At 61.7% G+C, this 22,647-nt stretch carries 26 protein-coding genes; 14 read left to right on the plus strand and 12 right to left on the minus strand.

The features are described 5' to 3' along the window. Nucleotides 1-547, plus strand: a 547-nt coding sequence (locus VMA74_RS13505) for a DUF1345 domain-containing protein (RefSeq protein WP_325367786.1), incomplete at its 5' end; no start/stop codon positions are given. Nucleotides 548-567: 20 nt separating this feature from the next. On the opposite strand, the gene VMA74_RS13510 is transcribed toward VMA74_RS13505, so the two are convergent. Next, nucleotides 568-1,050 carry a YajQ family cyclic di-GMP-binding protein gene (locus tag VMA74_RS13510; protein ID WP_325367787.1) on the minus strand — a complete coding sequence of 161 codons (483 nt, stop codon included), beginning with the start codon at nucleotides 1,048-1,050 and terminating at the stop codon, nucleotides 568-570. Nucleotides 1,051-1,124: 74 nt separating this feature from the next. On the opposite strand from VMA74_RS13510, the gene VMA74_RS13515 reads away from it, so the two are divergent. Then, nucleotides 1,125-2,303 (plus strand): NAD(P)/FAD-dependent oxidoreductase, encoded by a 1,179-nt coding sequence (locus VMA74_RS13515; RefSeq protein WP_325367789.1) that lies wholly within the window; start codon nucleotides 1,125-1,127, stop codon nucleotides 2,301-2,303. A 60-nt stretch (nucleotides 2,304-2,363) separates the two neighbouring features. Further along, entirely contained in the window at nucleotides 2,364-3,248 is an 885-nt protein-coding gene (locus tag VMA74_RS13520) for an NAD(P)-dependent oxidoreductase (protein WP_325367791.1), read from the plus strand. Nucleotides 3,249-3,258: 10 nt separating this feature from the next. Here the strand turns inward: VMA74_RS13520 and VMA74_RS13525 are convergent, their stop codons facing one another. Continuing rightward, nucleotides 3,259-4,140, minus strand: coding sequence for a PhzF family phenazine biosynthesis protein (locus VMA74_RS13525; RefSeq protein WP_325367793.1), 882 nt, complete (start codon nucleotides 4,138-4,140; stop codon nucleotides 3,259-3,261). A 103-nt stretch (nucleotides 4,141-4,243) separates the two neighbouring features. On the opposite strand from VMA74_RS13525, the gene VMA74_RS13530 reads away from it, so the two are divergent. The 3 genes from VMA74_RS13530 to VMA74_RS13540 all read left to right on the plus strand — a co-directional run bounded on the left by VMA74_RS13530 (nucleotide 4,244) and on the right by VMA74_RS13540 (nucleotide 6,426). After that, a complete protein-coding gene (locus VMA74_RS13530; protein WP_325367795.1) occupies nucleotides 4,244-4,858 on the plus strand; it encodes a rhomboid family intramembrane serine protease in 615 nt (204 codons plus the stop codon). A gap of 83 nt (nucleotides 4,859-4,941) precedes the next feature. Beyond that, on the plus strand, nucleotides 4,942-5,325 hold the full coding sequence (locus VMA74_RS13535; protein WP_325367797.1) for a hypothetical protein: 384 nt from the start codon (nucleotides 4,942-4,944) through the stop codon (nucleotides 5,323-5,325). Nucleotides 5,326-5,403: 78 nt separating this feature from the next. Beyond that, nucleotides 5,404-6,426: an aminopeptidase gene (locus tag VMA74_RS13540; protein WP_414649612.1), complete on the plus strand. Its 1,023-nt coding sequence runs from the start codon at nucleotides 5,404-5,406 to the stop codon at nucleotides 6,424-6,426. Here VMA74_RS13540 and VMA74_RS13545 read toward each other — a convergent pair. Next, complete coding sequence (locus tag VMA74_RS13545) at nucleotides 6,413-7,237, minus strand: DUF72 domain-containing protein (protein WP_325367799.1); 825 nt, start codon at nucleotides 7,235-7,237, stop codon at nucleotides 6,413-6,415. The two genes, VMA74_RS13540 and VMA74_RS13545, sit on opposite strands and share 14 nt — an antisense overlap. 16 nt (nucleotides 7,238-7,253) lie before the next feature. Further along, a complete protein-coding gene (locus VMA74_RS13550; protein WP_325367801.1) occupies nucleotides 7,254-8,075 on the minus strand; it encodes a cytochrome c in 822 nt (273 codons plus the stop codon). A gap of 376 nt (nucleotides 8,076-8,451) precedes the next feature. On the opposite strand from VMA74_RS13550, the gene pncB reads away from it, so the two are divergent. After that, complete coding sequence (pncB, locus tag VMA74_RS13555; protein WP_325367803.1) at nucleotides 8,452-9,651, plus strand: nicotinate phosphoribosyltransferase; 1,200 nt, start codon at nucleotides 8,452-8,454, stop codon at nucleotides 9,649-9,651. Between the two features lie 81 nt (nucleotides 9,652-9,732). Here the strand turns inward: pncB and VMA74_RS13560 are convergent, their stop codons facing one another. From VMA74_RS13560 to VMA74_RS13570, 3 genes are all read right to left on the minus strand, one after another. Continuing rightward, nucleotides 9,733-10,530 (minus strand): MetQ/NlpA family ABC transporter substrate-binding protein, encoded by a 798-nt coding sequence (locus VMA74_RS13560; protein ID WP_325367805.1) that lies wholly within the window; start codon nucleotides 10,528-10,530, stop codon nucleotides 9,733-9,735. 67 nt (nucleotides 10,531-10,597) lie between these two features. Beyond that, nucleotides 10,598-11,293, minus strand: coding sequence for a methionine ABC transporter permease (locus tag VMA74_RS13565; protein WP_325367807.1), 696 nt, complete (start codon nucleotides 11,291-11,293; stop codon nucleotides 10,598-10,600). Beyond that, complete coding sequence (locus tag VMA74_RS13570; RefSeq protein WP_325367835.1) at nucleotides 11,290-12,300, minus strand: methionine ABC transporter ATP-binding protein; 1,011 nt, start codon at nucleotides 12,298-12,300, stop codon at nucleotides 11,290-11,292. The genes VMA74_RS13565 and VMA74_RS13570 overlap by 4 nt, the downstream gene beginning before the upstream one ends. Before the next feature lie 98 nt (nucleotides 12,301-12,398). Between VMA74_RS13570 and VMA74_RS13575 the strand changes: the two genes are divergently transcribed. After that, nucleotides 12,399-12,875: a glutathione peroxidase gene (locus VMA74_RS13575; protein WP_325367809.1), complete on the plus strand. Its 477-nt coding sequence runs from the start codon at nucleotides 12,399-12,401 to the stop codon at nucleotides 12,873-12,875. A 45-nt stretch (nucleotides 12,876-12,920) separates the two neighbouring features. Here the strand turns inward: VMA74_RS13575 and dacB are convergent, their stop codons facing one another. Both dacB and VMA74_RS13585 read right to left on the minus strand, forming a co-directional pair. After that, on the minus strand, nucleotides 12,921-14,465 hold the full coding sequence (dacB, locus tag VMA74_RS13580) for a D-alanyl-D-alanine carboxypeptidase/D-alanyl-D-alanine endopeptidase (protein ID WP_325367811.1): 1,545 nt from the start codon (nucleotides 14,463-14,465) through the stop codon (nucleotides 12,921-12,923). A gap of 39 nt (nucleotides 14,466-14,504) precedes the next feature. After that, the gene (locus VMA74_RS13585; protein ID WP_325367813.1) at nucleotides 14,505-15,842 is read right to left on the minus strand and encodes an MATE family efflux transporter; all 1,338 of its coding nucleotides are present in this window, start codon (nucleotides 15,840-15,842) and stop codon (nucleotides 14,505-14,507) included. Between the two features lie 125 nt (nucleotides 15,843-15,967). Here VMA74_RS13585 and VMA74_RS13590 point away from each other — a divergent pair, with 125 nt between their 5' ends. Beyond that, entirely contained in the window at nucleotides 15,968-16,450 is a 483-nt protein-coding gene (locus VMA74_RS13590; protein ID WP_325367815.1) for a peptidylprolyl isomerase, read from the plus strand. A gap of 55 nt (nucleotides 16,451-16,505) precedes the next feature. Continuing rightward, entirely contained in the window at nucleotides 16,506-17,690 is a 1,185-nt protein-coding gene (locus VMA74_RS13595) for an NAD(P)/FAD-dependent oxidoreductase (protein ID WP_325367817.1), read from the plus strand. Nucleotides 17,691-17,723: 33 nt separating this feature from the next. Here the strand turns inward: VMA74_RS13595 and VMA74_RS13600 are convergent, their stop codons facing one another. Beyond that, nucleotides 17,724-18,800 carry a phospholipase A gene (locus tag VMA74_RS13600; RefSeq protein ID WP_325367819.1) on the minus strand — a complete coding sequence of 359 codons (1,077 nt, stop codon included), beginning with the start codon at nucleotides 18,798-18,800 and terminating at the stop codon, nucleotides 17,724-17,726. A 123-nt stretch (nucleotides 18,801-18,923) separates the two neighbouring features. After that, the gene (locus VMA74_RS13605) at nucleotides 18,924-19,334 is read right to left on the minus strand and encodes a hypothetical protein (RefSeq protein ID WP_325367821.1); all 411 of its coding nucleotides are present in this window, start codon (nucleotides 19,332-19,334) and stop codon (nucleotides 18,924-18,926) included. Between the two features lie 288 nt (nucleotides 19,335-19,622). On the opposite strand from VMA74_RS13605, the gene VMA74_RS13610 reads away from it, so the two are divergent. Next, entirely contained in the window at nucleotides 19,623-20,747 is a 1,125-nt protein-coding gene (locus tag VMA74_RS13610; protein ID WP_325367823.1) for a winged helix-turn-helix domain-containing protein, read from the plus strand. 3 nt (nucleotides 20,748-20,750) lie between these two features. Here the strand turns inward: VMA74_RS13610 and VMA74_RS13615 are convergent, their stop codons facing one another. After that, the gene (locus tag VMA74_RS13615) at nucleotides 20,751-21,119 is read right to left on the minus strand and encodes a hypothetical protein (protein ID WP_325367825.1); all 369 of its coding nucleotides are present in this window, start codon (nucleotides 21,117-21,119) and stop codon (nucleotides 20,751-20,753) included. Between the two features lie 292 nt (nucleotides 21,120-21,411). On the opposite strand from VMA74_RS13615, the gene VMA74_RS13620 reads away from it, so the two are divergent. The 3 genes from VMA74_RS13620 (at nucleotide 21,412) to VMA74_RS13630 (ending at nucleotide 22,600) form a co-directional block, all read left to right on the plus strand. Next, nucleotides 21,412-21,621 (plus strand): cold-shock protein, encoded by a 210-nt coding sequence (locus VMA74_RS13620; RefSeq protein WP_204683989.1) that lies wholly within the window; start codon nucleotides 21,412-21,414, stop codon nucleotides 21,619-21,621. 288 nt (nucleotides 21,622-21,909) lie between these two features. After that, entirely contained in the window at nucleotides 21,910-22,119 is a 210-nt protein-coding gene (locus VMA74_RS13625) for a cold-shock protein (RefSeq protein WP_325367829.1), read from the plus strand. Nucleotides 22,120-22,387: 268 nt separating this feature from the next. After that, nucleotides 22,388-22,600, plus strand: a complete 213-nt coding sequence (locus VMA74_RS13630; protein ID WP_325367831.1) for a cold-shock protein — start codon at nucleotides 22,388-22,390, stop codon at nucleotides 22,598-22,600. Nucleotides 22,601-22,647: the final 47 nt, after the last annotated feature.

The following is a 22,647-nucleotide window of genomic DNA, read 5'->3' on the forward strand; positions in this document are numbered from 1 at the left end:
AACAAAGCCTGCTTCCGCCTTGCTGCTCGGCTTCGATGCCGGCGTGCTGCTTTATCTGTGCATGCTGGCACGCATGTTTCATCGCGCTACCGCCGAGCACATGGCCAGGCATGCGCAATGCCAGGACACCGGGCGGCGCACCACGCTGTGGGTGGCCGTCACGCTATCGATGGTGGTGCTGGTGGCTTTGTCCACCGAAATGCACGCGGCGAAGAACGGTGGCGCCACGGCCATGGGCATGGCGGCATTGAGCATCGTGCTGTCGTGGCTGTTCATGAATACCATGTATGCACTGCATTACGCGCACGGGTATTACGGCGATTTCGGCAAGCAGCACGAAGGGCTGGAATTTCCCGGCACGAAACAACCGGATTACTGGGATTTCGTGTATTTCGCCTTCGTGATCGGCATGTGCTTCCAGGTGTCCGATGTGCAGATCACCAGTCATGCCTTACGCCGCACCGCGCTGCTGCATAGCGTGGTGGCGTTTTTCTTCAATGTATTCATCATTGCGATCAGCGTGAATATTGCGGCCGGGCTTGCGTAGGCTGGAATGAAATCCCAGCGCTAGTCGCGAAAATTATCGAACTGCAGCGGCAGCTCCACGTCCGCCTTGCGCAGCACCGCCATGGCGAGCTGCAGGTCGTCCTTCTTCTTGCCGCTGACGCGCAATTTGTCGCCGTTGATCTGCGCCTCCACCTTCAGCTTGGCTTCCTTCAGCGTGGCGATCAGCTTCTTGGCGATCGGTTGCTCGATGCCTTGCTTGATGGTGATTTTCTGCCGTGCGCCGCCGAGGTTCACTTCCGGATCGGCGATGTCGAGGGCGCGCAAGTCGATCTTTCGTGCGGCCAGGCGGCCGCGCAGGATATCCAGCATCTGCTGCAGCTGGAATTCGCTGGGCGCGCTTTGCGTGATCACGGACTTGTCCAGCTCGAACTTCGCATCGCTCCCTTTGAAGTCGAAGCGGTTGGCCAATTCCCGGTTGGCCTGGTCGACCGCATTGGTCAGTTCGTGCTTGTCGACCTCGGAGATTACGTCGAAGGAGGGCATGGTCAGAATCCTTGGCGGGGCAGGCGCCAAGTTTATTGGATAATGGGCGGACGTATGGGAATGGCGGTGATCGCGTGAAAGTGGATGTTCTGGTGATCGGCGCCGGTGCCGCCGGCTTGATGTGCGCGATTACCGCAGGGCAGCGCGGCCGGCGCGTGCTGGTGCTCGATCATGCGAACAAGCCTGGCAAGAAGATACTGATGTCCGGCGGCGGGCGCTGCAATTTCACCAATCTGGGCGTGACACCGGCGCAATACCTGTCGGCCAATCCGCATTTCTGCAAATCCGCGCTGGCGCGCTATACGCAATGGGACTTCATTGCGCTGGTGGAAAAGCATCGCATTGCCTACCACGAGAAAGAGCTGGGCCAGCTGTTTTGCGACGAGTCCTCCAAGCTGATCGTGCGCATGCTGCTGGACGAATGCGCGACGGCGGGCGTGCGCATCGAAACCAGCTGCGCAGTAGAGAAGGTCAAAAAGACGGAAGAAGGTTTTGCCGTGCTCACCGCGCATGGCGAAGTGCATACCGATTCGCTGGTGATCGCCAGCGGCGGCTTGTCGATTCCCAGCATGGGCGCGACCGGCTTCGGTTACGAGTTGGCGCGGCAGTTCGGGCACAACGTGCTGCCGACGCGTGCGGGCCTAGTACCGCTTACCATGAGCGGCAAGCATCTGGAGCATTACCAGGAGCTTGCCGGCGTGGCGTTGCCGGTGGCGGAAACACGCGCAGGCAAGCAAGGTTTTCGTGCTGGCTTGTTGTTTACGCATCGCGGCATCAGCGGGCCGGCGGTGCTGCAGATTTCCTCTTACTGGCAGCCGGGCGACGCATTGCATATCGATCTGTCGCCGGCACAGGACATCGGCGACTGGCTGGTGGCCCAGCGGGCAGAGCGGCCGGCGGCGGAACTGCGCAACGTGCTGGGTGATCTGCTGCCGCGCCGGCTGGCGCAGCGCTTGTGCGAGCTATGGCTGGGCAGCAAGCCGATGCGCCAGTACCGCGATGCGGAACTGCACGATACCGGCGCACGCTTGCACGATTGGCCGATCGTTGCCAGCGGCACGGAAGGTTATCGCACGGCGGAAGTTACACTGGGCGGCGTGGATACGGACGAACTCTCGTCCGCGACCATGCAATCCAAACGCGTGCCAGGCCTGTATTTCATCGGCGAAGTGGTGGACGTCACCGGCTGGCTGGGCGGGTACAACTTCCAATGGGCGTGGGCGTCGGGGCACGCGGCCGGCGAAGTGGTCTAGGCTTCGCTTCTACTCAACAGCGCCCATGCTCCACTAGGTATCTGCAATAGGAGATTCCCTATGAAAGTCGGCTTTATCGGACTCGGTGCGATGGGTAGCGCCATGGCCAGCAACCTGGTGGCGGCGGGCCATCACGTGATGGTGTGGAACCGTTCGGAAACGGCCGCGCAAAAACTGGCGTCGCTGGGCGCCAAGGCGGTAAGCACGCCGGATCGTGCGGCGCAGGTGGAGGTGCTGCACAGCATGCTGGCGAACGATCAGGCGGTGCGCGACATCTTTTTTGATGGCGGCCTGCTCGACGCGATGGATCCGGGCATCGTGCACGTCAACCACGCCACCATTTCCGTTGCATTGGCCAGGGAGCTTGCAGACGCGCACGCCAAGCGCGGCTTGGGTTACGTAGCCGCGCCGGTGTTCGGCCGTCCGGACGTCGCTGCCGCGGGCAAGCTCAACATGCTGGTCGCCGGTGCGCACGGCGCCATCGAAACGGCCAGGCCGTTGCTGGAAGCCATGGCAGCGAAGTTGTGGCCGATGGGCGACACTCCGGAACGCGCCAACGCGGTGAAACTGGCCGGCAATTTCATGATCGTGTCGGCGATTGAAAGCATGGCCGAAGCCGCCGTGCTGGCGCGCGCCCATGGTGTGAGCGCGGCCGATTTCATCGCGCTGATGACCAGCACCTTGTTCGCTTCGCCTGTTTACCAGATCTACGGCAAAGCCATGGCGGAGGAACGCTTCACGCCGCCGGGCTTTGCGTTGCCGCTGGGCTTGAAGGATGTGATGCTGGCGCAGGATGCCGCGCAGGCGCAAAAGGTGTCGATGCCGTTGGCGAGCGTTTTGCGCGAGAGCCTGATCGAGGCGCTGGCCCACGGCGCCGAAGACATGGATCTTGCCGCACTGGCACAAGTCTCCGCGCGGCGGGCGAACCTGGATGGACGCGCGTAACGCTTAGTTTTTAGCGCGCGCTCCAATACAGCGTGCCATCGATGACGGTGTTGGTGCGCCCGCCGATCCAGATCGTGCCATCCACGATATGCGCAATCAGTTGCGCATCGTGCCCCATCTCGCGTCCCTGGCTGACGGCGTAGCCGCGCGCCAGCGATCCGTTGGGTTCGGCGTGCGCGATATAGGCGGCGATCAATCCATTGGCGGCGCCGGAAGCGGGATCTTCCACGATGCCCACGCCAGACGGAAACGCACGCACCACCAATTGGTAATCCGGATGGCTGCTGCGCGCAAACGCGCACAAGCCCATGCTGCCGCTGGCCACCGCGAGCGCGCCGATGGCGCTGTGATCGGGGGTCCATGCGCGCAGGCTGGCTTCGTCCACGCATTCGGCCAGCCACCAGCGGCGGCCGCCATCGACCAGCGCGGGTGGCAGTTTGCCCAGCCCGATGCTGTCGAGCGTGGCGGCCAGCAGCGGATGGGCGTGCAGGCCGGTTTTCACCACGCGTGCTTCGGGTGATTGCAGCATCAACACGCGTTGCGGGCCGCTGCCTTCCACGCGAATCGGCAGCACGCCGGCACCGCACTCCTGCCACAGAATGCCGTCTCGCGGTTCGGCCAGCTCGCATTCGAGCACGGCATGCGCGCTGCCCACGCTGGGATGGCCGGCGAAGGCGATTTCCTTTTCCGGCGTGAAGATGCGCACCCGGTAACTGGCCTCGGGATCGTTCGGCGGCAGCAGGAAGGTGGTTTCCACCAGGTCGGTCCAGCGCGCGTAGCGCTGCATGTCGGCCTCGCTCCAGCCGCTGGCGTCGGTGACCACACCCAGGTGATTGCCGCCGCCGGGACTGGCGGCGAAGACGTCCAGGTGCATATAGCGGATGGGTTTCATGCGTGGGGAGAAGTACGAAGGAGCGATCGCACATTCTAATGGTCGACAAGTTGGCGCGCGAACGTCAAGATGGATGGATTCCGAAGTTCGTCCGATTCGTCATATGTCGATACCGATTACGCTGCTCATCATCCTCGCCGCTACGTGCATCGTCTCCTTCATGGCCTTCAACAACCGGCGCCTGGTGGACGATCTGATCCTGTGGCCGCCCGCGATCGAGCGCAAGCGCGAGTATTACCGGCTGGTCACCTACGGCTTGCTGCATGCCGATCCCATGCACCTGCTGTTCAACATGATGACGCTGTTCTTTTTTGGCCGCGTGATGGAGCCCGTCTACAACGGTACCTTGGGCGGCTTTGGTTTCGCGCTGTTCTATCTGGGCGGCTTGATCGTTTCGATCCTGCCGACGTACCTGAAGAACCGGCGCAATACGAACTACCACAGCCTTGGCGCATCGGGCGCGGTCTCCGCGGTGGTGTTTGGTTTCGTCTTGTATGCGCCCTGGACGCGCATCCTGGTGTTCTTCATACCGGTACCGGCGATCATCTATGCCGTGCTGTACGTGGGCTATTCCATCTATATGGATCGGCAAGGGCGCGACAGCGTGAACCATAGCGCGCATCTGTGGGGAGCGGCCTACGGCGTGGTGTTTACGGTGTTGGCCAATCCGCCGGTGCTACCGCATTTCCTTGCGGCCTTGTCGCGGCCGGGCATGTAGGGGGCATTGGGCGATGATGTGCTCAGGGCGCATTTATCACCGCAGGACTAGGCTGCAAACGTAGAGCGCATGGAGTCCCCACCATGAACATCTCAGTCAAACGCGTGCTGGCCGGCCTGGTGCTGGCTGGCGTTACTGGCCTGCTTTCCAGCTGCTACGTAGCCCCGGGTTACAGCTATGTGCGAGGCACCGGCTATGCAGGCGACGCCTACTATGGAACCGCCCCGTCGGTTGTCTACGGTGACCCCTACGGCTATGGCTATTACGGCGGTCCCTACGGCTATTACGGTGGCTGGGGTTACTACGGCTACGGGTGCTGCTATGGCGGCTGGTACGGCCGAGGCCGGTACTGGGGGCATGGCGATCATGACTGGCACGGTGGCCGCGGCGGCTGGCACGGCGGTGGCCATGGCGGCTGGCATGGCGGCGGTCATGGGTCTGGCGGCCATGGCGGACACGGGCACTGAGCTGCGGTCTTTTGTCAGAATGCGGGGATGACTCGTCCCCGCATTTTTTTATCCACCACCCGATTCGTCCTTTGCATCATGGTGGTTGCCGTGCTTGCTGCTTGTGCCGATCTTCGCTATTACGCCCACGTCACGCATGGCGAAAGCGCCTTGTTGCTCAAGCGTCGCTCGGTGAGCAAGGTGATCGCCGACCCTGCCACCGATCCCCGCCTGGCGGCACGGCTGAAACTTTCCCAGCAGGCGCGGCAGTTCGCCTCCGATCATCTCGACCTGCCGCGCAACCGCAGCTACACCTACTACGTGCAGTTGCACCGGCCTTATGTGGTGTGGAACGTGTTTGCGACGCCGCGCTTTTCGGTGGACGCGGTGCCGCAATGCTTTCCTATCGCCGGCTGCGTGGCCTATCGCGGCTGGTTTGACGAGCAGAAGGCGCGGGCGAGCGCCGAACGCCTGCGCGCGAAAGGCGATGACGTCTACATCGGCGGTGTACCGGCCTACTCGACCCTGGGTTGGTTTGCCGACCCCATCCTCAGCAGCATGATGCGCTGGGATGACGACGAACTGGTGAGCACGATCTTCCACGAACTGGCGCACCAGAAGATCTACTTGAAGGGCGATACGGCCTTCAACGAAAGCTACGCCATGTTCGTGGAGGACGAAGGGCTGCGCCAGTGGCATCGAGCGCGCGGCGAACCGGTGGGGGACGACCACGACCAGGTCATGGAGGATGGATTCACCCGGTTGGTGCTCGACTTGCGCGAACGCCTGAAGAAGCTTTACGCCAGCGGGGTGGATGAAGAAGCGATGGCGGCAGGCAAGCAGCGCGAGATCGAGGATTTTCGCAAGCGCTATGCCGCGTGGCGGGACCAGCACTGGCCGAACGATCACCGCTACGACGCGTGGGTGGCGCAACCGATCAACAATGCGACCTTGCTGCCCTTTGGTTTGTACGATCAGTGGAAACCCGCGTTTGCGGCGCTGTTCAAGCAGGCGGGTGGCCAGTGGCCGGCGTTTTACGCGCGCGTGCGTGCCCTGGCGAAGGAGCCTAAGGCGCAGCGCGAAAGCAGCTTGCGCGCCTTGTTGCCGGCTACGGCGCGCTGATTTTCTCGATCAGCGCCATCGCCGCCGCTGGATTGCGTTCTTTCGCCGCACTGATGAAGAACAGGAAGACGTCGCGCTTGCGCGGCGCTGCGCGCGTTGCGTCCAGGTAGGGCAGGTCCGCCGGTTGCCCGCCATCGGCCCAGGCGTGCGCCCGTTTCGCCCAGCCATCCAGTGCTTCGCCGGTGTAGCCGGCCGGCACCTCGCTGCGCGAGCGCATCAGCCGTGCGTAGACGAAATCGGTGGTCACATCGGCAAAGGATGGATAATCAGGCGAGTCGGTGAACACCGTCGCCATCTCATGTTTGCGTGCCAGCGCCAGGTAATCGCCATTGACGAAGTCCCGGTCGCGCACATCCAGTACGTGGCGCAGCGCGCGCCCCTCGACCTGCTTCGGCAGCAAGTCGAGAAATGCAGCGAAGCTGTCGCGCTGCAAACGTTGGCCCGCGTCGAACTGCCATACGATCGGGCCGAGCCGGTCGCCCAGGGCGGCGATGCCGCCTACGAAGTCATCGATCTGCGGCCCGGTTTTCTCCAGGCTGCGCGATTGCATGATGCGCATCGGCGCCTTGGCGGAAAACAGGAAACCTTCCGGCGTTTCCGCGGCCCACTTGGCATACGTTGCGGGCTTCTGCGTGCCGTAATATGTGCCGTTGATTTCGATCGCCGTCAGCTTGCGGCTGGCGTACTCCAGTTCGCGCCGCTGCACCAGGCCTTTCGGATAGAAGTTGTCGCGCCATGGCGCAAAGGTCCATCCGCCAATGCCCACGCGGATCCCGTTGACCGGGGCGGGGGGCTGATCGAACAGCATCATGCCGCCAATACTCCGCTCATGACTTCTCCACCTTGTGCTGCGCCATGTACTTCAGGTAAGCGATCACTGCGTCCAGATCTGCATCTGACAGTGATTGCTGTGTAGGAAAACCGATCATCCTGCCTTCCGGCCAGCGCCGCAGCGACTGTGGGTTGCGGATGAATGCGCGCAGCATAGCGGTGCTCAGGTATTCGGTAGGGCTGTGCGGGATGTTGAGGTCCGGCCCCATGCGCGCATCGCCTTCGCCATTGAGTGTGTGGCAAGCAAAGCAGGTGCGCTGGAATACGGCGTAGCCGTGGCGCACAGGGCTGTCGGCGGGCACGGAGGCAGCCGGCGCGGTGGCAGGAAAACGCATCGCCACATCGTCCACGCGTTCAATGCGCGCCAGTTGATAAGGCCATTGCTCGCCGCCGATGTGGGCGGCGGCCGGGTTGATCCATACCACATAGAAAGGACCGGCATCGCCTTTGTTGCCGGGTAACGACGGCCATGGATGCTGGGGATCTTCCACCGCCAGCCACGCTTGTGCGCCTGATGGCTTGAGCAGGGCATCGGCGGCGATGTCGACCGAGAAGCCGTCGTTCGCAACGAATTTCAAACGATCGCCCTGTGCCAGCTCGGGCAGCAGCGCACGCAGCGGCACTGCGCGGTAGCGCATGGTGTGGTGGAAGGCGACGTCATCGGGAATCGTCACGCTCTTTGCATCGGCGCGGCGCAATAATTGCGCGGTCGTCCAGACGTGGGTGTTGGGGCCCATATCGATGCGCAGATCCGCCGCATGCAGCGGCAGGGCGCAGCACAGCGTCAACAGGGCAAGACAGCGATGCAAGGTGCTCATGTTCTGGCCCTTTACTGACAAGGAGTTGGGAATGGTGCAGATGAAACCATTGACGGCGTTGCCAGATACTTATCAGAAAGCTGAACCAATTCGACGCGGGCCTTGAACTTCATCGGTATCGGACACACTAACTCTACGAATCGCCGTGAGGCGACAAGAGGATGCCGCAGGTCATCGCAGCATCCAGGGGTCGGTTCCTAAAGTTTACCCTCCCCCCGGAACGCGACCTAACAAACCCCGGCAGTTATTCCCCTGGCTGCCGGGGTTTTATCTTTTCCAGCACTACACTGACTATTCACGGCAAGGACTTAGGCGGGATAATCGCCAGATGCCGCGTGATGCGTGTGCAGCTTCTCCTCCCCGACATGGCTATTCCATGATCGTCAGTTCCCTGCTCGACACCGATCTTTACAAATTCTCCATGATGCAGGTGGTGCTGCATCAGTATCCTGCTGCGCAGGTGGAGTACCGCTTCAAGTGCCGCAATCCAGGCATCAACTTGGTGCCGTATATAGATGAGATTCGCGAAGAGCTGCATGCACTGTGCAGCCTGCGCTTCACCGAGCAGGAGCTTGACCACCTGCGCAGCTGGCGCTTCATCAAGAGCGACTTCGTCGACTTCCTGGGGTTGTTCCAGCTCAACGCCAAGTATGTGGAGATCACGCCGTCGCCGTTAAATAATGGTGAGATCGAGATCCGCATCTGCGGGCCGTGGCTGCATACGATTCTTTACGAGGTGCCGCTGCTGGCGATCGTTAATGAAGTGTATTTCCGCCACACGCACGCGGGGCTGGATCTTACCGAAGGGCGTCGCCGGTTGCGGGAAAAAATCGCGCTATTGCGTGACACGCCGGGGTATCAGGACTGCCGCATCGCTGACTACGGCACGCGCAGGCGTTTCTCGCGCGCGTGGCATCGCGAAGTGGCGGAAACACTGCACGAAGGCCTTGGATCGCAACTGGCCGGCACCAGCAATGTATGGCTGGCATGGCAACTGGGCCTGCGTCCGCTCGGCACGTTGGCGCACGAATACTTGCAGGCGCACCAGGCGCTGGGTCCGCGCTTGCGCGATTCACAGATTACGGCGCTGGAAGCGTGGGCCAAGGAATACCGCGGCGACCTCGGCATCGCGCTATCGGACGTCTATGGCCTTAGCGCCTTTCTGCGCGACTTCGACATGTACTTTTGCAAGCTGTTCGACGGCACCCGCCACGACTCGGGCGATCCGTTCTTGTGGGGCGAGCGCGTACTGGCGCATTATCAGGCCAACCGCGTCGATCCGCGCAGCAAGATTCTGGTGTTCAGCGACAGCTTGAGCGTCCCCAAGGTGATGGAGTTGTTCAAGCATTTCCATGGGCGCTGCCAGCTCGCGTTCGGCGTCGGCACCAACCTCACCAATGACGTTGGCCCCACGCCGCTCAACATCGTCATCAAGATGGTTCGCTGCAACGGGCAGCCGGTGGCAAAACTCAGTGATTCGCCGGGCAAGAACATGTGCGACGACGTGGCGTACATCGCTTATCTGCGGCAGGTGTTTGATATTCCGGTGCTGGTTGAGGCCGAATCGGCAGCGTAGCGACCCAGCCTGGGATGAGTGGGTGCCCATAGGGTGCTGGGATTTGCATTCGCTCATCCCAGCCTACACGTGCAGCGTTGCTCAAAACGCCGGCAATACGGCACCGTGGTACTTCTGCTCGATAAACGCCTTCACCTCAGGACTGGTCAGCGCCCGTGCCAGCTTCTGCACGCGCGGGTCATCCTTGTTGTCGGGGCGTCCCACCAGGTAATTCACATAGGGTGAATCCTTGTCCTCGATCAGCAACGCATCCTTGGTCGGATTCAAGCCGGCTGCCAGCGCGTAGTTGGTGTTGATCAGCGCCAGGTCTACCTCGTCCAGCGTACGCGGCAGCATCGCCGCTTCCAGTTCCTTGAACTTCAGGTTCTTGGGGTTGGCGGTAATATCCTTGGTGGTGGCCAGCTCGTTGTTCGGGTCCTTCAGCGTGATCAGGCCGTGCTTGGCGAGCAGCAGCAATGCGCGGCTGTTATTGCTGGGATCATTCGGAATCGCCACGATAGCGCCATCCGGCAACTGGTCGATCGACTTGTACTTGTGCGAGTACGCACCGAACGGCTCGATGTGCACCCCGGTGATGATCACCAGGTGGGTGCCGCGCTCTTGATTGAAGGCGTCCAGATACGGCTTGGTCTGGAAGTAATTCACGTCGATGTTTTTTTCCGCCACTTGCAGGTTGGGCTGCACGTAGTCGGCAAATACCTTGATGTCCAGGTTCACCCCTTCCTTCGCCAGGATGGGTTTCACTTCCTTGAGGATTTCCGCATGCGGTACGGCGGTGGCCGCCACCGTCAAGGTCTGGCCGTCGGAGCCGCCCGAACCGGAAGGGGAGCAGCCGGCCACGAGCAGGGCGGCGGCAGCCAGGAAAAGGAATTTTTTCATCGAAGGGCTATCCTTGTGCGGTGCGCCAGAATAGCCGTCCATACGGCTGGATGCAAAAAACGCGGGATTATCGCCGGCTGTAGTGCGCCACGATGCGATCGCCCAGCATCTGCAGTATCTGGACCAGCACGATCAGCAGAAACACGGTCACGACCATGTAGTCGGACTTGTAGCTAAGGTAGCCATAACGATAGGCCAGGTCGCCCAGGCCACCCGAGCCGATCGCACCGCCCATGGCGGTGTAGCCGACCAGCGCAACTGCGGTTACCGTCACGCCGGCCCACAGGCTGGCGCGCGCCTCGGGCAGTAGCACGTGGCGCACGATCTGCCAGGTGGTGGCGCCCATGGCTTGCGAAGCTTCAATGACGCCTTGTTCCACTTCGCGCAGCGAGGTTTCCACCAGGCGTGCGAAGAAGGGCGCGGCGCCGATCACCAGCGGCGGAATCGCGCCGCGAATGCCGAGCTTGGTGCCGACTAGCACATACGTAAGCGGCATCAGCACGATCATCAAAATGATGAACGGCACCGAGCGCAGCACGTTCACCACCAGCGACAGCACGCCATACAGCTTGGGCATGGCGTGCAACTGCCCTTTGCCGGTGAGGAACAGCAGTACGCCCAGCGGCAAGCCGATGATCACCGTGAGCAGCAGCGAGCCACCCAGCATCAGCAGCGTATCGATGCATGCCTGCCCCAGTTCGCCCCAGTCGTCGATGTTGGGAAATAAGTTGTGCAGCAAGGGAAGTTGGCTGGCGATCATCATCGGGCAAGCTCCTCCACGTCGATGCCTGCTTCGCGCAACGCGCGCAGGGCACCATCCACGTTGTCACCCTGCATGGCCAGGGTCAGTTGGCCGTAGGGCAGATCCTTGATACGGTCGATGCGGCCGGCCAGGATATTGAAATCCACGCCCGTTTCGCGCGTGACGCGTCCCAATGTGGGCGACCATGTCGCTTCGCCACGAAAGGAAAGGCGCATGATGCGGCCGGGCACGTTTTCGTAGATGGCATGTTCGCCAGCCGCTTCCTCCGGCAGCGCCTCGCTGACGAAGCGGCGCGTGGTGGCATGTCGTGGATGCAGGAAGACATCTGCGACAGCACCGTGTTCCACGATGCGTCCGGCATCCAGCACTGCCACGCGATCGCATACGCGGCGCACCACATCCATCTCGTGCGTGATCAGCACGATGGTCAGTTTCAGTTCGCGGTTGATCTCGGCCAGCAGATCGAGCACGGAGGCGGTGGTTTGCGGATCGAGCGCGCTGGTCGCTTCATCGCACAACAGGATCGATGGATGATTGGCCAGGGCACGCGCAATGCCTACGCGCTGCTTCTGTCCGCCGGAGAGCTGCGAAGGGTACTTGTTGGCGTGCGCGGTCAGGCCGACGCGCTGCAATAGCTCGTCCACGCGTGCACGTATCGTCTTGGCATCCTGCTTGCCCGCCAGGCGCATCGGAAAGGCGATGTTCTCCACCACCGTCTGCGAAGAAAGCAGGTTGAAGTGCTGGAAGATCATGCCAATGCGCTGCCGGGCGACGCGCAAGGCTTCATCGGACAGCGCGGTGATCTCGGTGTCGCCGATCAGGATGCGCCCGCCGCTGGGCTGCTCCAGCAGATTGATCAGGCGGATCAGGGTGGACTTGCCGGCGCCGGAGTGGCCGATGATGCCGAACACCTCGCCATCGGCGATCTCCAGGCTGAAAGGCTCCAGCGCCGGAATGTCCTTGCCCTCGACACGATAGGATTTGTGGACATCGATGAAGCGGATCACGGCGGGCCTGGACGAAAGATCGAGAACGGGCATTCTATGCCAGCCAAGGGCTGGCAGTCTGACGTAGACTGCCATATGGATATGACCGGAGCGATGACATGACCACCGTATACGACTTCAGCGCGCGCGACATTGACGGCAACGAGCGTTCGCTGGGCGACTGGCGCGGCAAGACCCTGCTGATCGTCAACGTGGCTTCCAAGTGCGGTTTCACGCCGCAGTACAAGGGGCTGGAGGCGCTGTGGCGCAAGCATCGCGACCAGGGCGTGGCCGTGCTCGGCTTTCCCTGCGACCAGTTCGGCCACCAGGAGCCCGGCGACGAGGCCGAGATCAAGCAGTTCTGCTCCACCACCTATGACGTGACCTTTCCGATGTTCGCCAAGATCGACGTGAACGGCGAGCACACGCATCCGTTGTACCAATGGCTGAAGAAAGAGGCCAAGGGTCTGCTGGGTAGCGAATCCATCAAGTGGAACTTCACCAAGTTCCTGGTGGATGCGCAGGGAAAAGTGATGAAGCGTTATGCGCCGAATGATGTGCCGGAGAAGATCGAGAAAGACTTGAAGCTGGGCTGATGCCGGGATTGCATTCCAGCCTACGTGGCCGATGCATTTGCCGGATCAGCTCCTGCCGCGAAACGCCGCCAACAACTCCACGATCGCATCCAGATTCCGGCTCGGACTCGGCTCATCCGCGCTACGCACAAAGTTGTTGAGCATGATCGCAAACGCCAAATGTTCGCCGGACGCCGTCGTCACATAGCCCACCAGGCAGCGCACATGGGTCATGCTGCCGGTCTTGGCATGCACGTTGTCCATGGCGGCGGTGTTGCGCATGCGCCATTCGAGCGTGCCGTCCACGCCCGCAGCGGGCAGGGCGTCGCGCAACGGGTTGCCATAGGGTTGGCCGGCGAGATAGCTCAGCAGATGCACCATCGCGTTGGCCGTGGACAGATCCTGCCGCGACAGGCCCGCACCGTCCACGATTTGCGCCACGCCTGGTGCAATGCCGATGCGGTCGAGCAGTCCATCCAGTGCGCGGATGCCCCAGGCGTCGCTGCTCAGAAAGCCCGCTGGCGGATCGCCCGATTGTTCGGCGTCGGCTTGCGCCTTGACGCCGGCAATCTGCAGCAGGTTCTGCAGATACAGGTTTTGCGAGCGCTTCAGGCCGCGCTCGAGAATCTCCATCACCGGGGGCGACAACACCTGCGCCAATACCACGGCCTTGCCGAGGTCTTCGCCATTGGGCTGCGGCCAATGGTGCACGCGAAGCTCGCCATGGATGCGCACGCCGTGCCGCTCCAGCGCTTCGCGCAGGCGCGTGCCGGCATACCAGGCCGGATCGCCGATGGAGAGCTTGAAGGTTTGTGGTGCCGCGCCTTCGTTGACGTTGCCAAAGGCATACAAGGTGGTAGCGCCGGGAGCGCGATAGAGATTGATGTCGCTGCGCGTACCGCGTGCGCTTGTCATGAGATGGTTGTCGACGTGCGCGAGCGTGCCGGGCGGATCGAGCCGCAGCAAGGCAGGTTGGCCCGGTGCTTTCGACGGCGCCACCGTGAGCTCGGCGACGTTTTCCTGCACGCTGAGTGCCGACGCAGGTACGGCGAACCAGCTTTGCAGATCACGCGCCTCCCAGCCGGCACCCGTCTGCGGTCCCTGGAAATAACTGTCGTCGGCGATCAAGTCCCCTTGCACGTCGTGCACGCCATCGGCAGCCAGTTGCGCCGCCAGCTGCTCAGCCCAATCCATGTTGGTGCCGGGCGTGCCGAGCGTGGGATCGCCCATGCCGCGCAGGATCAGAGGCCCCTCCAGCCGTCCTTGCACCACTTGGCGCGTGGCAAGCAATTGCGTGGGGATGCGGTAGTCGGTGCCGACCGTATCCAGCACCAGTGCAGCGGTGTAGAGCTTGGCGGTGGAGGCCGGCTGCAGCAGGCGGTCCGCATCGTGCGCGTACAGCGTGCGGCCGGTGTCGAGCGATACCACGGCAATGCCCCAGCTGGCGGCATCGAAGCGCGGTTGCTGGATCTGCGCATCGATGGCGGAAGCAAGCTGCTCGCGTGTCGTTGTCGCAGCGATAGGAGAATCGGTATCGGCATGTGTGCCCGCCACGCCGCTCAGCAGCATGCATGCTGCGCCGATCCGCAACAGAAATGATGAGAGTTTCATGGGTTCAAGTATTGCTTAAGCGATGAGGTGCGCGATAGCTCAAGCGATCCATGCGCGCTGTCGGCGCAAGCGCAGGCCCAGCCAGCCCAGGCTCACGGCGCGCATGGCCATGAAGGCGAGGAACGTAAGCCACAATCCTTCATTGCCCAGGCTGCGCGTGAGCCATGCGAGCACGACGAAAAACACGACGGAGACCAGCATGCCGTCGCGCATTTCTCGCGCACGCGTCGCGCCGATAAACAAGCCGTCGAGCAGATAGCTCCAAACCCCGACCACGGGCAGCACGGTCAGCCACGGCAGGCAGCGGTACGCGGCCTCGCGCACTTCGGGCAAGTTGGTCTGCAGGTTCACGAACAGGTGTCCAGCACTGCTGAAGAACAGCGCATAGCCGATGCTGCCGATCAACGACCAGCCGCCCGCCACTACCAGGGCGCGGCGCAGCGCGTGCGGGTCGCGGGCGCCAATGGCGTGGCCGCACAAGGCTTCCACCGCGTTTGCCAGACCGTCCAGGCCAAACGCCGTCAGCATCAGGCCGTTGAGCAGTAAGGCATTCGCCGCGACGGTGGCGTCGCCGAGCCTTGCACCCAGCAGCGAAAGACTGAAGAACACGCCTTCCAACGCGATCGTGCGCAGGAAAATGTCGCGATTGACCAGCAGCAGCGGTAGCCAGTGACGCCACTCGCGCATGGCTTGCCAGTCGACGTGTCCGCCCAGTCCGCGCAACACTCGATGCGCCTGCCACATGCCATACAAGGCGCCACACCATTCGCCCAGCACCGAAGCCAGCGCAATCCCTGGAACACCCCAGCCGAACCCCGATACGAACAGCAGGTTGAGCGCGATATTCACCAGGTTTGTCACCAGCAACAGGCCGAGCGTGGTGCGCGCGCGCTGCGCGCCGATGAACCAGCCGGCGAGCGAGTAATTGAGCAGCGCTGCCGGCAGCCCCAGCAGGCGTACATGCAGATAATCCAGTGCACGGCCGGTCATCAGCGGCGTCGAGTGCATCTGCGCCACCAGCCACGGCAACAGCGGGATCATCAGCAAGCCGACCAGCGCGCCCAGCGCGGCAGCAAGCAGCAACGCCTGGGCCTGTACGGTGCGCAGCGCGGAGGCATCGTCCTCACCTTTGGCCTGGGCGGCAAAACCGGTGGTGCCCATGCGCAGAAAGCCAAGGCTCCACAACGGCAGCGCGTACACGGCACTGCCAACCGTGACGGCGCCGAGGTCCTGGGTCAGCGGCAAATGGCCGGCCACGGTGCTGTCCACCAACGCCACCAGCGGCACGGTGAGGTTGGACAGGATCATCGGCGTTGCCAACGCCCACACCTGCCGGTGCGTCGGGCGATGGCGCCAGGCTTCAAGCAGCGTCGTCATGAAGAGATTCGCGAACGGTCCAGTTCATTCTCGCACGCTCAAAGCGAGCCGCTAGTGCCAAGTGGTACGCTTGTACATTCCCCGTCGGCGCAGGTCGGCGTTTACCCCATCATCGCGAGATCATCATGCAGATCACCGACAATGCCGTTGCTTCCTTCCACTACACCCTTACCGACGACCAGGGCCAGGTGCTCGACAGCTCCGAGGGCCGCGAGCCGCTGACCTACCTGCACGGCACCGGGCAGATCGTGCCGGGCCTGGAAAAGGCGATGGCCGGCCGCGTGGCTGGCGACCAGTTCAAGGTCGACGTGGCGCCTGCCGAAGGCTATGGCGTGCATCACGCAGAGCTGGTGCAGGCGGTGCCGCGCGAAGCGTTCCAGGGTGTGGACGATATCCAGCCGGGCATGCAGTTCCAGGCCCATGGCCCGCAGGGCGCGGTGCACGTCACCGTCACCCAGGTCGACGGCGACACGGTGCACATCGACGGCAATCATCCGCTCGCCGGCCAGACACTGCACTTCGACATCCAGGTGACCGAGGTACGCGTGGCGAGCGAAGAAGAGCTTGCGCACGGCCATGTGCATGGTCCGGGTGGCCATCATCATTAAGCGGCGCATGCTGCCAATTTAATTTAGGTGTAACAAGGCGCTGGGGGCGCCAGCCATGCAGGGACGCTTGCGCATCGCCATCGTCGGGTACGGTACGGCCGGTCAGGCCGCCGCGATCATGCTGCATGCGCAGGGCCACGCATTGACCGTGTTTGAGCAGGCGTCGGTGCTACGACCCGTCGGCGCCGGCTTTCTGCTGCAACCGACCGGTTTGGGCGTACTCGCCCGCTTGGGCCTGCACGAAGCGGCGCTCGCGCAGGGACAGCGCATCGAGCGCCTGCATGGCTGCAATCATCGCCGTCGTACGGTGATGGATATGCGCTACGCCGATCACGCTGCTGACAGCTTCGGCGTGGGCATGACGCGTGGCAGCCTTTTCAACCTGCTGCGCGAGGCGTATGCGGATGCGTATGCTGTCCATACAGGCATCTGTATCGAGCGGATCGCCGAAGACGGGCGTGGTCTGCTTGATACCGAAGGCAACTGCTACGGTCCTTTCGATCTGATCGTGGTGGCCGATGGCGCCCATTCGCGCCTGCGCGGTTCCGTGCCGAAGCAGGTCCAGCGCGACACCGTGTATCCGTGGGGAGCGCTGTGGTGCCTGCTGCCGGGAGACGATTGGCCGCATTCATGCGAATTGCGGCAGCGCTATGCCGGCACCCGGGAAATGATCGGCTTGCTGCCGGTGGGGCAGCGGGCGGATCGCGCGGGGCGCTGGCTCACCTTCTATTTCAGCTTGCCAGGCGATCAGGTGGATGCGTTCGACGAACCAGCTTTCGCGCGCCTGCGCGAACGTGTCGCGGCGATCTGGCCAGAGGCATCCACATTGCTGAGAGATATCGATTCAGCCCAGCAGCTCAACCGCGCACGCTACCGCGACGTGGTGATGCGAGCACCGGTGCATGGCCGGATCGTGTTTATAGGCGATGCTGCCCACGCCATGAGTCCCCAGCTTGGGCAGGGCGTGAACATGGCGTTGCTCGATGCCGAAGCCTTGGCGCAAACGCTGGCGGCAAGTGTTCACATGGACGAGGCACTGCAGGCCTATGCGCACCAGCGGCGCGCGCACTTGTCGGTCTATCAGCGCCTTAGCCGATGGCTGACGCCGTGGTTTCAATCGGAACGAAGCGCGTTGGCCGCATGGCGCGATGCGGGTTTCGGCCCGCTGGCGCGACTGCCGCTGGCGCGTGGTCAGATGCTGAAGATCCTCACCGGCACAAAGACGGCCTGGTGGCGCTGAGGTCTACGCCACGCGGCATGTCATCCTGTTGCATCAATACCAATCCAGCAGCGAAATGCCGATACCCAGATACGTGGCGTTGTGGTTGTAATCGAGAATGTTTTCGCCGTAGCCCTTGAAAAATTCCATGTAGCCGCGCAAGTTGCCCACCAGCGGGAAGCTCCAGGTAAAGCGTCCTGCACCATGCTGCCGGCTGCCTCCGCGTAGCGAGTCGCGCAGCAGCAGGCTGAACTCCTGGCCGTTCCATTCGTGGATGATCTGCATGTCGGCGCGGCCCATGTAATTGCTGATATCCGGATTGTTATCGTCCTTGGCGGCTTCGGGGACGCGCCACCAGGGCCGGAACACGACGGTCCAGTTCGCACGTTCGAAGCCGATCTGCCCCATCACGCGATTCCAGCTGCGTGACTGCGGATCGGATTGCCCGTTGGATTGATGATCGAGGCCGATGCCCAACAGCCGGCCGTTCCAGCCGAACACGTGATAGTCGGTGTTGAACACCAGCATCGCCTCGGGCTCGTAGTCGGTCTCGCGGAATGGACGCGAGATTTTGGCGTTGTAGACCTGCCAGTAGGAATCCTGCGTATAGCCTACCCACAGGTCGCCGGTATCGCCGAATACGCCTTGCCAGATCTTGGTCTTGACGCTCAGTTGAAACTTGCCTTCCACACTCTGCATGCCCAGCGGCGTCTGCACCGCATTGGCGGGATTCGGGCTGTAGGGCCGATTGTTCTGGTGCGTGGTGGCAAACAACGGCAGCACGTAGATCGGCTTGTAACCGCGCAGGTTGAAGGTGCCCAGCTTGCTTTTCGGCGAAAGCTCCCAGCGGCTGTCCAGCAGCGAAAGTGGTGCCGGCGCGTTTTCGGTCGCCACTTCGTTCTCGTGGTAGAACACCCTGGCTTCGGGCGTCGCGGCGGGTTCGACGCGTTTTTTGGCGGAGGGCATCTGGGTGCGGCCCGCGACGCGGTCATAGCACGCAAGCCGCTGTGCGTCGTTGTTGACGCCCGTGCATGCTTTGATATCGGCCGGGGCAACGTTTTGCGCCTGTAGCCGCGGCGCAGTCAGGCTGGCACTCAGGCCAATCAGCAGAAAGCCGGACCAGGGTTTCATGCTTGCTCCCAAGGCGCCACTCCTGGCGTAGTCCGGGCAAGTCTAGCCATCTGCGTGTGTAATAAAAACAAACGCCGGCCATCTCACGATGGTCGGCGCAAAGGGAGCATGCGAGTAGCCTGCTCAGTTGAGGTCTTTCACCCAGCGCTCGTATTGCGCCTTGCTGACGCGGCTGCCGTTATGGGCGGCGTACTCGAAATCATTGGCCAGTGGCGGATAGGCATCGGCATCTGCCTTGGTGATGTACTTCTTGCCATTGGCCAGTTGCTCGAACGACGGCGGGGACGATGTGGGGGGTGCCGAGCCCATGGTGGAATTGATGGTGACCTGGCCCTTTGCCGTGTTGAACGTGGCGCTGTTGATGCCATTGTTGCCGGCATTCGTGCCTGCGTTGTTGACGCTGGCGTCGTTGGTGCTCTGGGTGGGGGAGGTGGTGGGTTGCATCGGCTGGCTTTGCGTTTGCGCCGATGCGACGCCTGCAGCAAGCAGGCCTGTGCTGAGGATGGTGATGAGAGAGGAGGTACGGGTTTTCATGGTTTGGCTCCTTGCAGCGCTTGCGCGAGCCGTTGCCGATAGCTGCGTGGCGTTACGTCTCTATCGGCCCGCCAAGCTTGGTACGCAGGTTAGCAATATGGGCGTAAATCCAAGCAGAATAGAAGCGTATCCATTTAGTGAAGGCCGACCTCATTGAGCGAACTTCTAGTGGGCAAGAAAGCTCTAACACTCTCCCAGGCTCGTGCTTTGCAGTTGGCCGCGCAAGGGTTGCTGAAGGCGCCTAAGCGCCGCGCGCGACGTGAGGACCTGATCGCTACGATCCAGCGCATGCGCTTGTTGCAGATCGATAGCATCCACGTCGTTGCGCGCAGTCCTTATCTGGTGCTGTATGCGCGCCTTGGCGACTATCCGCAGGTGTGGCTGGAAGAAGCGCTGGAAGACGGGCGTATCGCCGAATGCTGGGCTCACGAGGCCTGCTTTGTCACCGCGGCCGACATCGGCTTGCACCGCGCCTGGCGCGTGCAGGCGCAAGGCAGTCACTGGGCTGACAAGCATGCCGCACGCATGCGCGATGTCCATCTGCAGGAGATGCATGCCTTGCTTGAACGCGTGCGTACGACCGGATCCGTGCGTGCTTCCGATTTCGAGCGTGCCGAGCGTGCTGCATCGGGCTGGTGGGAGTGGAAGCCGGAGAAGCGCTGGCTTGAAGCATGGTTCGCCTCCGGCGAATTGATGGTGACGCGCCGCGAACGCTTCCAGCGCGTCTACGATTTGGCCGAACGCGTGCTGGCCAAGCTCGATCCGCCCTTCGACGCTTCCTTGCTCGGCCGTTCCACTGTCGAATTGCGGCGGCATTTCATTCTGGACAGTGTGCGTGCGCTCGGTATTACGCAGGCGCGATGGATTGCGGATTACTTCCGGCTCAAGCCCGCGGTGGATGAGCAGGAGCTTGCGCCCTTGCTTGCGGCAGGCGATTTGCTGCGCGTGCCGGTGGCCGGCTGGGATAGCGCCGCCTATGTGCATCGCGATCATGCAGCGTTGCTGGACAGTGCCTGTGCCGGACGACTGCGCGCCACGCATACCGCCTTGCTGTCGCCGTTCGATCCGCTGATATGGGATCGGGCACGTGTACGCGCGATGTTCGACTTTGATTACACCATCGAATGCTATGTGCCCGCCGCCAGGCGACGTTACGGCTACTACGTGCTGCCGGTCCTGCATCGCGGAAGATTGATCGGGCGTCTCGATGCCAAGGCGCATCGTTCCGATGGCCTGTTCGAGGTCAAGGCTTTGTATTTCGAAGAGGGCGTCACGCCTACCGATCGCATGCTTGCCGAAGTCGCCGAGGCGATCGCCGCCATGGCGGCTTGGCACGGCGCGCCCGATGTCCGGCTGGAGCGCTGCCGGCCGGCAGCGCTGGCGCCGGCATTGCGCAAGTACTGGCGCCGCTGACGCTCAGCGCGATGTGGTGCTAGGCGGTGTGCAGGCCCGGCCTTGCAAGCTGGCTTGCAATTGCTGGGTAAGGACCAGGCACCGATTGGCCAAGTAAGGGCGCACGCCGGGATCGCCGGCTTCCTGCAGCAGCGTGTCGCGCATTGCCTGGTAATGCGTTTGCAGGGTGTTCTCCGGATACGTGCCGGCAGCGCGGTGACAGGCAACATAGCTGTCCAGGTAGCTATCGCAGGTAGCGATGCCCGTAAGTGCAGTTTTTTTAGCAGAAACAGCGGGTTGTGGCTTGCGGACACCTTGGGTGCAACCGGCGATGAGCAATCCGAAGGCCGCCACGGTTACCACGCCGATGTCGATAAACCGAACGGAAGTCACCCTATTACGCTCTTTCATGGCGCGTCATCACAAAGTCATCACAAATCGAATGAACAAGCATACCGTGTTACCGGACGCATGCTTGCTGAACATGCATTCGCTTATGGCGAACATTACGAGTATGATGCGTGCACTGAGTTTGCCTTAGGTCACCAGAGTCATGTGACCCGATGCAGCCGATCACGATCTGCCTCATCGCTCACCCTTGGGTTTCCCTTTGCACACCAGTAAGCAGACTGCCGATGTCCGGTAGTCGAGTCTCTTTAGAAAACTTGAGTTTGGAGTGAGCAACATGTCTGATCGTCAGATCGGTACCGTCAAATGGTTCAACGATGCCAAAGGTTTCGGCTTCATCAGCCGCGACAACGGCCCGGATGTTTTCGTGCATTTCCGCGCGATCCAGGGCAACGGCTTCAAGAGCCTCCAGGAAGGCCAGAAGGTCAGCTTCAAGGTAGTGCAGGGCCAGAAGGGCCTGCAGGCCGATGAAGTAATGCCGGCCTAATTATCTAATTAGAAGCCGACATTGATCGATTCAAAAAGCCGGGCATAATGCCCGGCTTTTTTATTGCGGTGATATAGCTGCGATTATCAAATGTGATTCAGATCGTGAATTTTCCATCACATATCGATTCACAAAAATCACTATGCTGCGCTTGCTGGCTGGCCGACAAATACTGTGTTCAAACAAGGTTCTGCACCGGGCGAACGAAGGTTATCGGCATGCCCAGTGGCCGCGGCTCGGGTGGGCCACGGTTCTAATTGGTTAGCGCTAGAACGGATGGGGTAAGTCATGTCGGACGAAGCAACAGGCACTGTCAAGTGGTTCAACGATGCGAAGGGATACGGGTTCATCAGCAGCGACAAGGGCGGTGACCTGTTCGTGCATTTCAAGTCCATCAAGGGCAACGGATTCCGCTCGCTCAAGGAAGGCCAGAAGGTCAAGTTTCAAGTAAAGGAAGGGCCTAAAGGCTTGCAGGCGGACGAAGTGGAATCGGTTTGACTTCAGCATTAAGGCATCGTGAAAAAGCCAGGCCAATAGCCTGGTTTTTTCGTTTTTGGGGCGAATTTCGCGTGAAATTTCCATCACATTTCATTTCACGGGACTGATTATCCTGTGATCACTGTGGTTGCTTGGTAAGGCGCGTTCGCAAGGCGGCGATTCATCCGCGTGGGGTTGCACCCGAACTGAAGCATTCCCAGTAAGCCGCCGGCTCGGGTGGGCCGGCTGGTCTTTGATCGATAAAGACGTGCTCGAAACGGAGTGATTTATGTCGGATCAACGTGAAACTGGCAAAGTGAAATGGTTCAACGACGCCAAGGGCTTTGGCTTCATCAGCCGTGATAGTGGCCCAGACGTTTTCGTGCATTTCCGTGCCATCAAGGGTGACGGCTTCAAAAGCCTCAAGGAAGGCGAAAAGGTCGAGTTCAAGGTGGTGCAGGGGCAAAAGGGATTGCAGGCGGATGAAGTGAGCAAGGCGTGAGTCCTTAGAAGCAATGGCTTGAAAGGCCGGCCCTGGGCCGGCCTTTT

The organism is Dyella sp. (assembly GCF_035508675.1).
GTDB lineage: Bacteria > Pseudomonadota > Gammaproteobacteria > Xanthomonadales > Rhodanobacteraceae > Dyella_B.

Excerpts from the sequence above, each read along its gene's own strand:
- VMA74_RS13575 (WP_325367809.1), top strand. The coding sequence starts at position 12,399 with ATGACCACCGTATACGACTTCAGCGCGCGCGACATTGACGGCAACGAG.
- VMA74_RS13585 (WP_325367813.1), bottom strand. The coding sequence starts at position 15,842 with ATGACGACGCTGCTTGAAGCCTGGCGCCATCGCCCGACGCACCGGCAG.
- VMA74_RS13540 (WP_414649612.1), top strand. The coding sequence starts at position 5,404 with ATGGTGGTTGCCGTGCTTGCTGCTTGTGCCGATCTTCGCTATTACGCC.
- dacB (WP_325367811.1), bottom strand. The coding sequence starts at position 14,465 with ATGAAACTCTCATCATTTCTGTTGCGGATCGGCGCAGCATGCATGCTG.
- VMA74_RS13510 (WP_325367787.1), bottom strand. The coding sequence starts at position 1,050 with ATGCCCTCCTTCGACGTAATCTCCGAGGTCGACAAGCACGAACTGACC.
- VMA74_RS13525 (WP_325367793.1), bottom strand. The coding sequence starts at position 4,140 with ATGAAACCCATCCGCTATATGCACCTGGACGTCTTCGCCGCCAGTCCC.
- pncB (WP_325367803.1), top strand. The coding sequence starts at position 8,452 with ATGATCGTCAGTTCCCTGCTCGACACCGATCTTTACAAATTCTCCATG.
- VMA74_RS13620 (WP_204683989.1), top strand. The coding sequence starts at position 21,412 with ATGTCTGATCGTCAGATCGGTACCGTCAAATGGTTCAACGATGCCAAA.
- VMA74_RS13520 (WP_325367791.1), top strand. The coding sequence starts at position 2,364 with ATGAAAGTCGGCTTTATCGGACTCGGTGCGATGGGTAGCGCCATGGCC.
- VMA74_RS13610 (WP_325367823.1), top strand. The coding sequence starts at position 19,623 with ATGCGCTTGTTGCAGATCGATAGCATCCACGTCGTTGCGCGCAGTCCT.
- VMA74_RS13565 (WP_325367807.1), bottom strand. The coding sequence starts at position 11,293 with ATGATGATCGCCAGCCAACTTCCCTTGCTGCACAACTTATTTCCCAAC.
- VMA74_RS13605 (WP_325367821.1), bottom strand. The coding sequence starts at position 19,334 with ATGAAAACCCGTACCTCCTCTCTCATCACCATCCTCAGCACAGGCCTG.
- VMA74_RS13550 (WP_325367801.1), bottom strand. The coding sequence starts at position 8,075 with ATGAGCACCTTGCATCGCTGTCTTGCCCTGTTGACGCTGTGCTGCGCC.
- VMA74_RS13625 (WP_325367829.1), top strand. The coding sequence starts at position 21,910 with ATGTCGGACGAAGCAACAGGCACTGTCAAGTGGTTCAACGATGCGAAG.
- VMA74_RS13630 (WP_325367831.1), top strand. The coding sequence starts at position 22,388 with ATGTCGGATCAACGTGAAACTGGCAAAGTGAAATGGTTCAACGACGCC.
- VMA74_RS13545 (WP_325367799.1), bottom strand. The coding sequence starts at position 7,237 with ATGATGCTGTTCGATCAGCCCCCCGCCCCGGTCAACGGGATCCGCGTG.
- VMA74_RS13560 (WP_325367805.1), bottom strand. The coding sequence starts at position 10,530 with ATGAAAAAATTCCTTTTCCTGGCTGCCGCCGCCCTGCTCGTGGCCGGC.
- VMA74_RS13600 (WP_325367819.1), bottom strand. The coding sequence starts at position 18,800 with ATGAAACCCTGGTCCGGCTTTCTGCTGATTGGCCTGAGTGCCAGCCTG.
- VMA74_RS13590 (WP_325367815.1), top strand. The coding sequence starts at position 15,968 with ATGCAGATCACCGACAATGCCGTTGCTTCCTTCCACTACACCCTTACC.
- VMA74_RS13595 (WP_325367817.1), top strand. The coding sequence starts at position 16,506 with ATGCAGGGACGCTTGCGCATCGCCATCGTCGGGTACGGTACGGCCGGT.
- VMA74_RS13530 (WP_325367795.1), top strand. The coding sequence starts at position 4,244 with ATGTCGATACCGATTACGCTGCTCATCATCCTCGCCGCTACGTGCATC.
- VMA74_RS13535 (WP_325367797.1), top strand. The coding sequence starts at position 4,942 with ATGAACATCTCAGTCAAACGCGTGCTGGCCGGCCTGGTGCTGGCTGGC.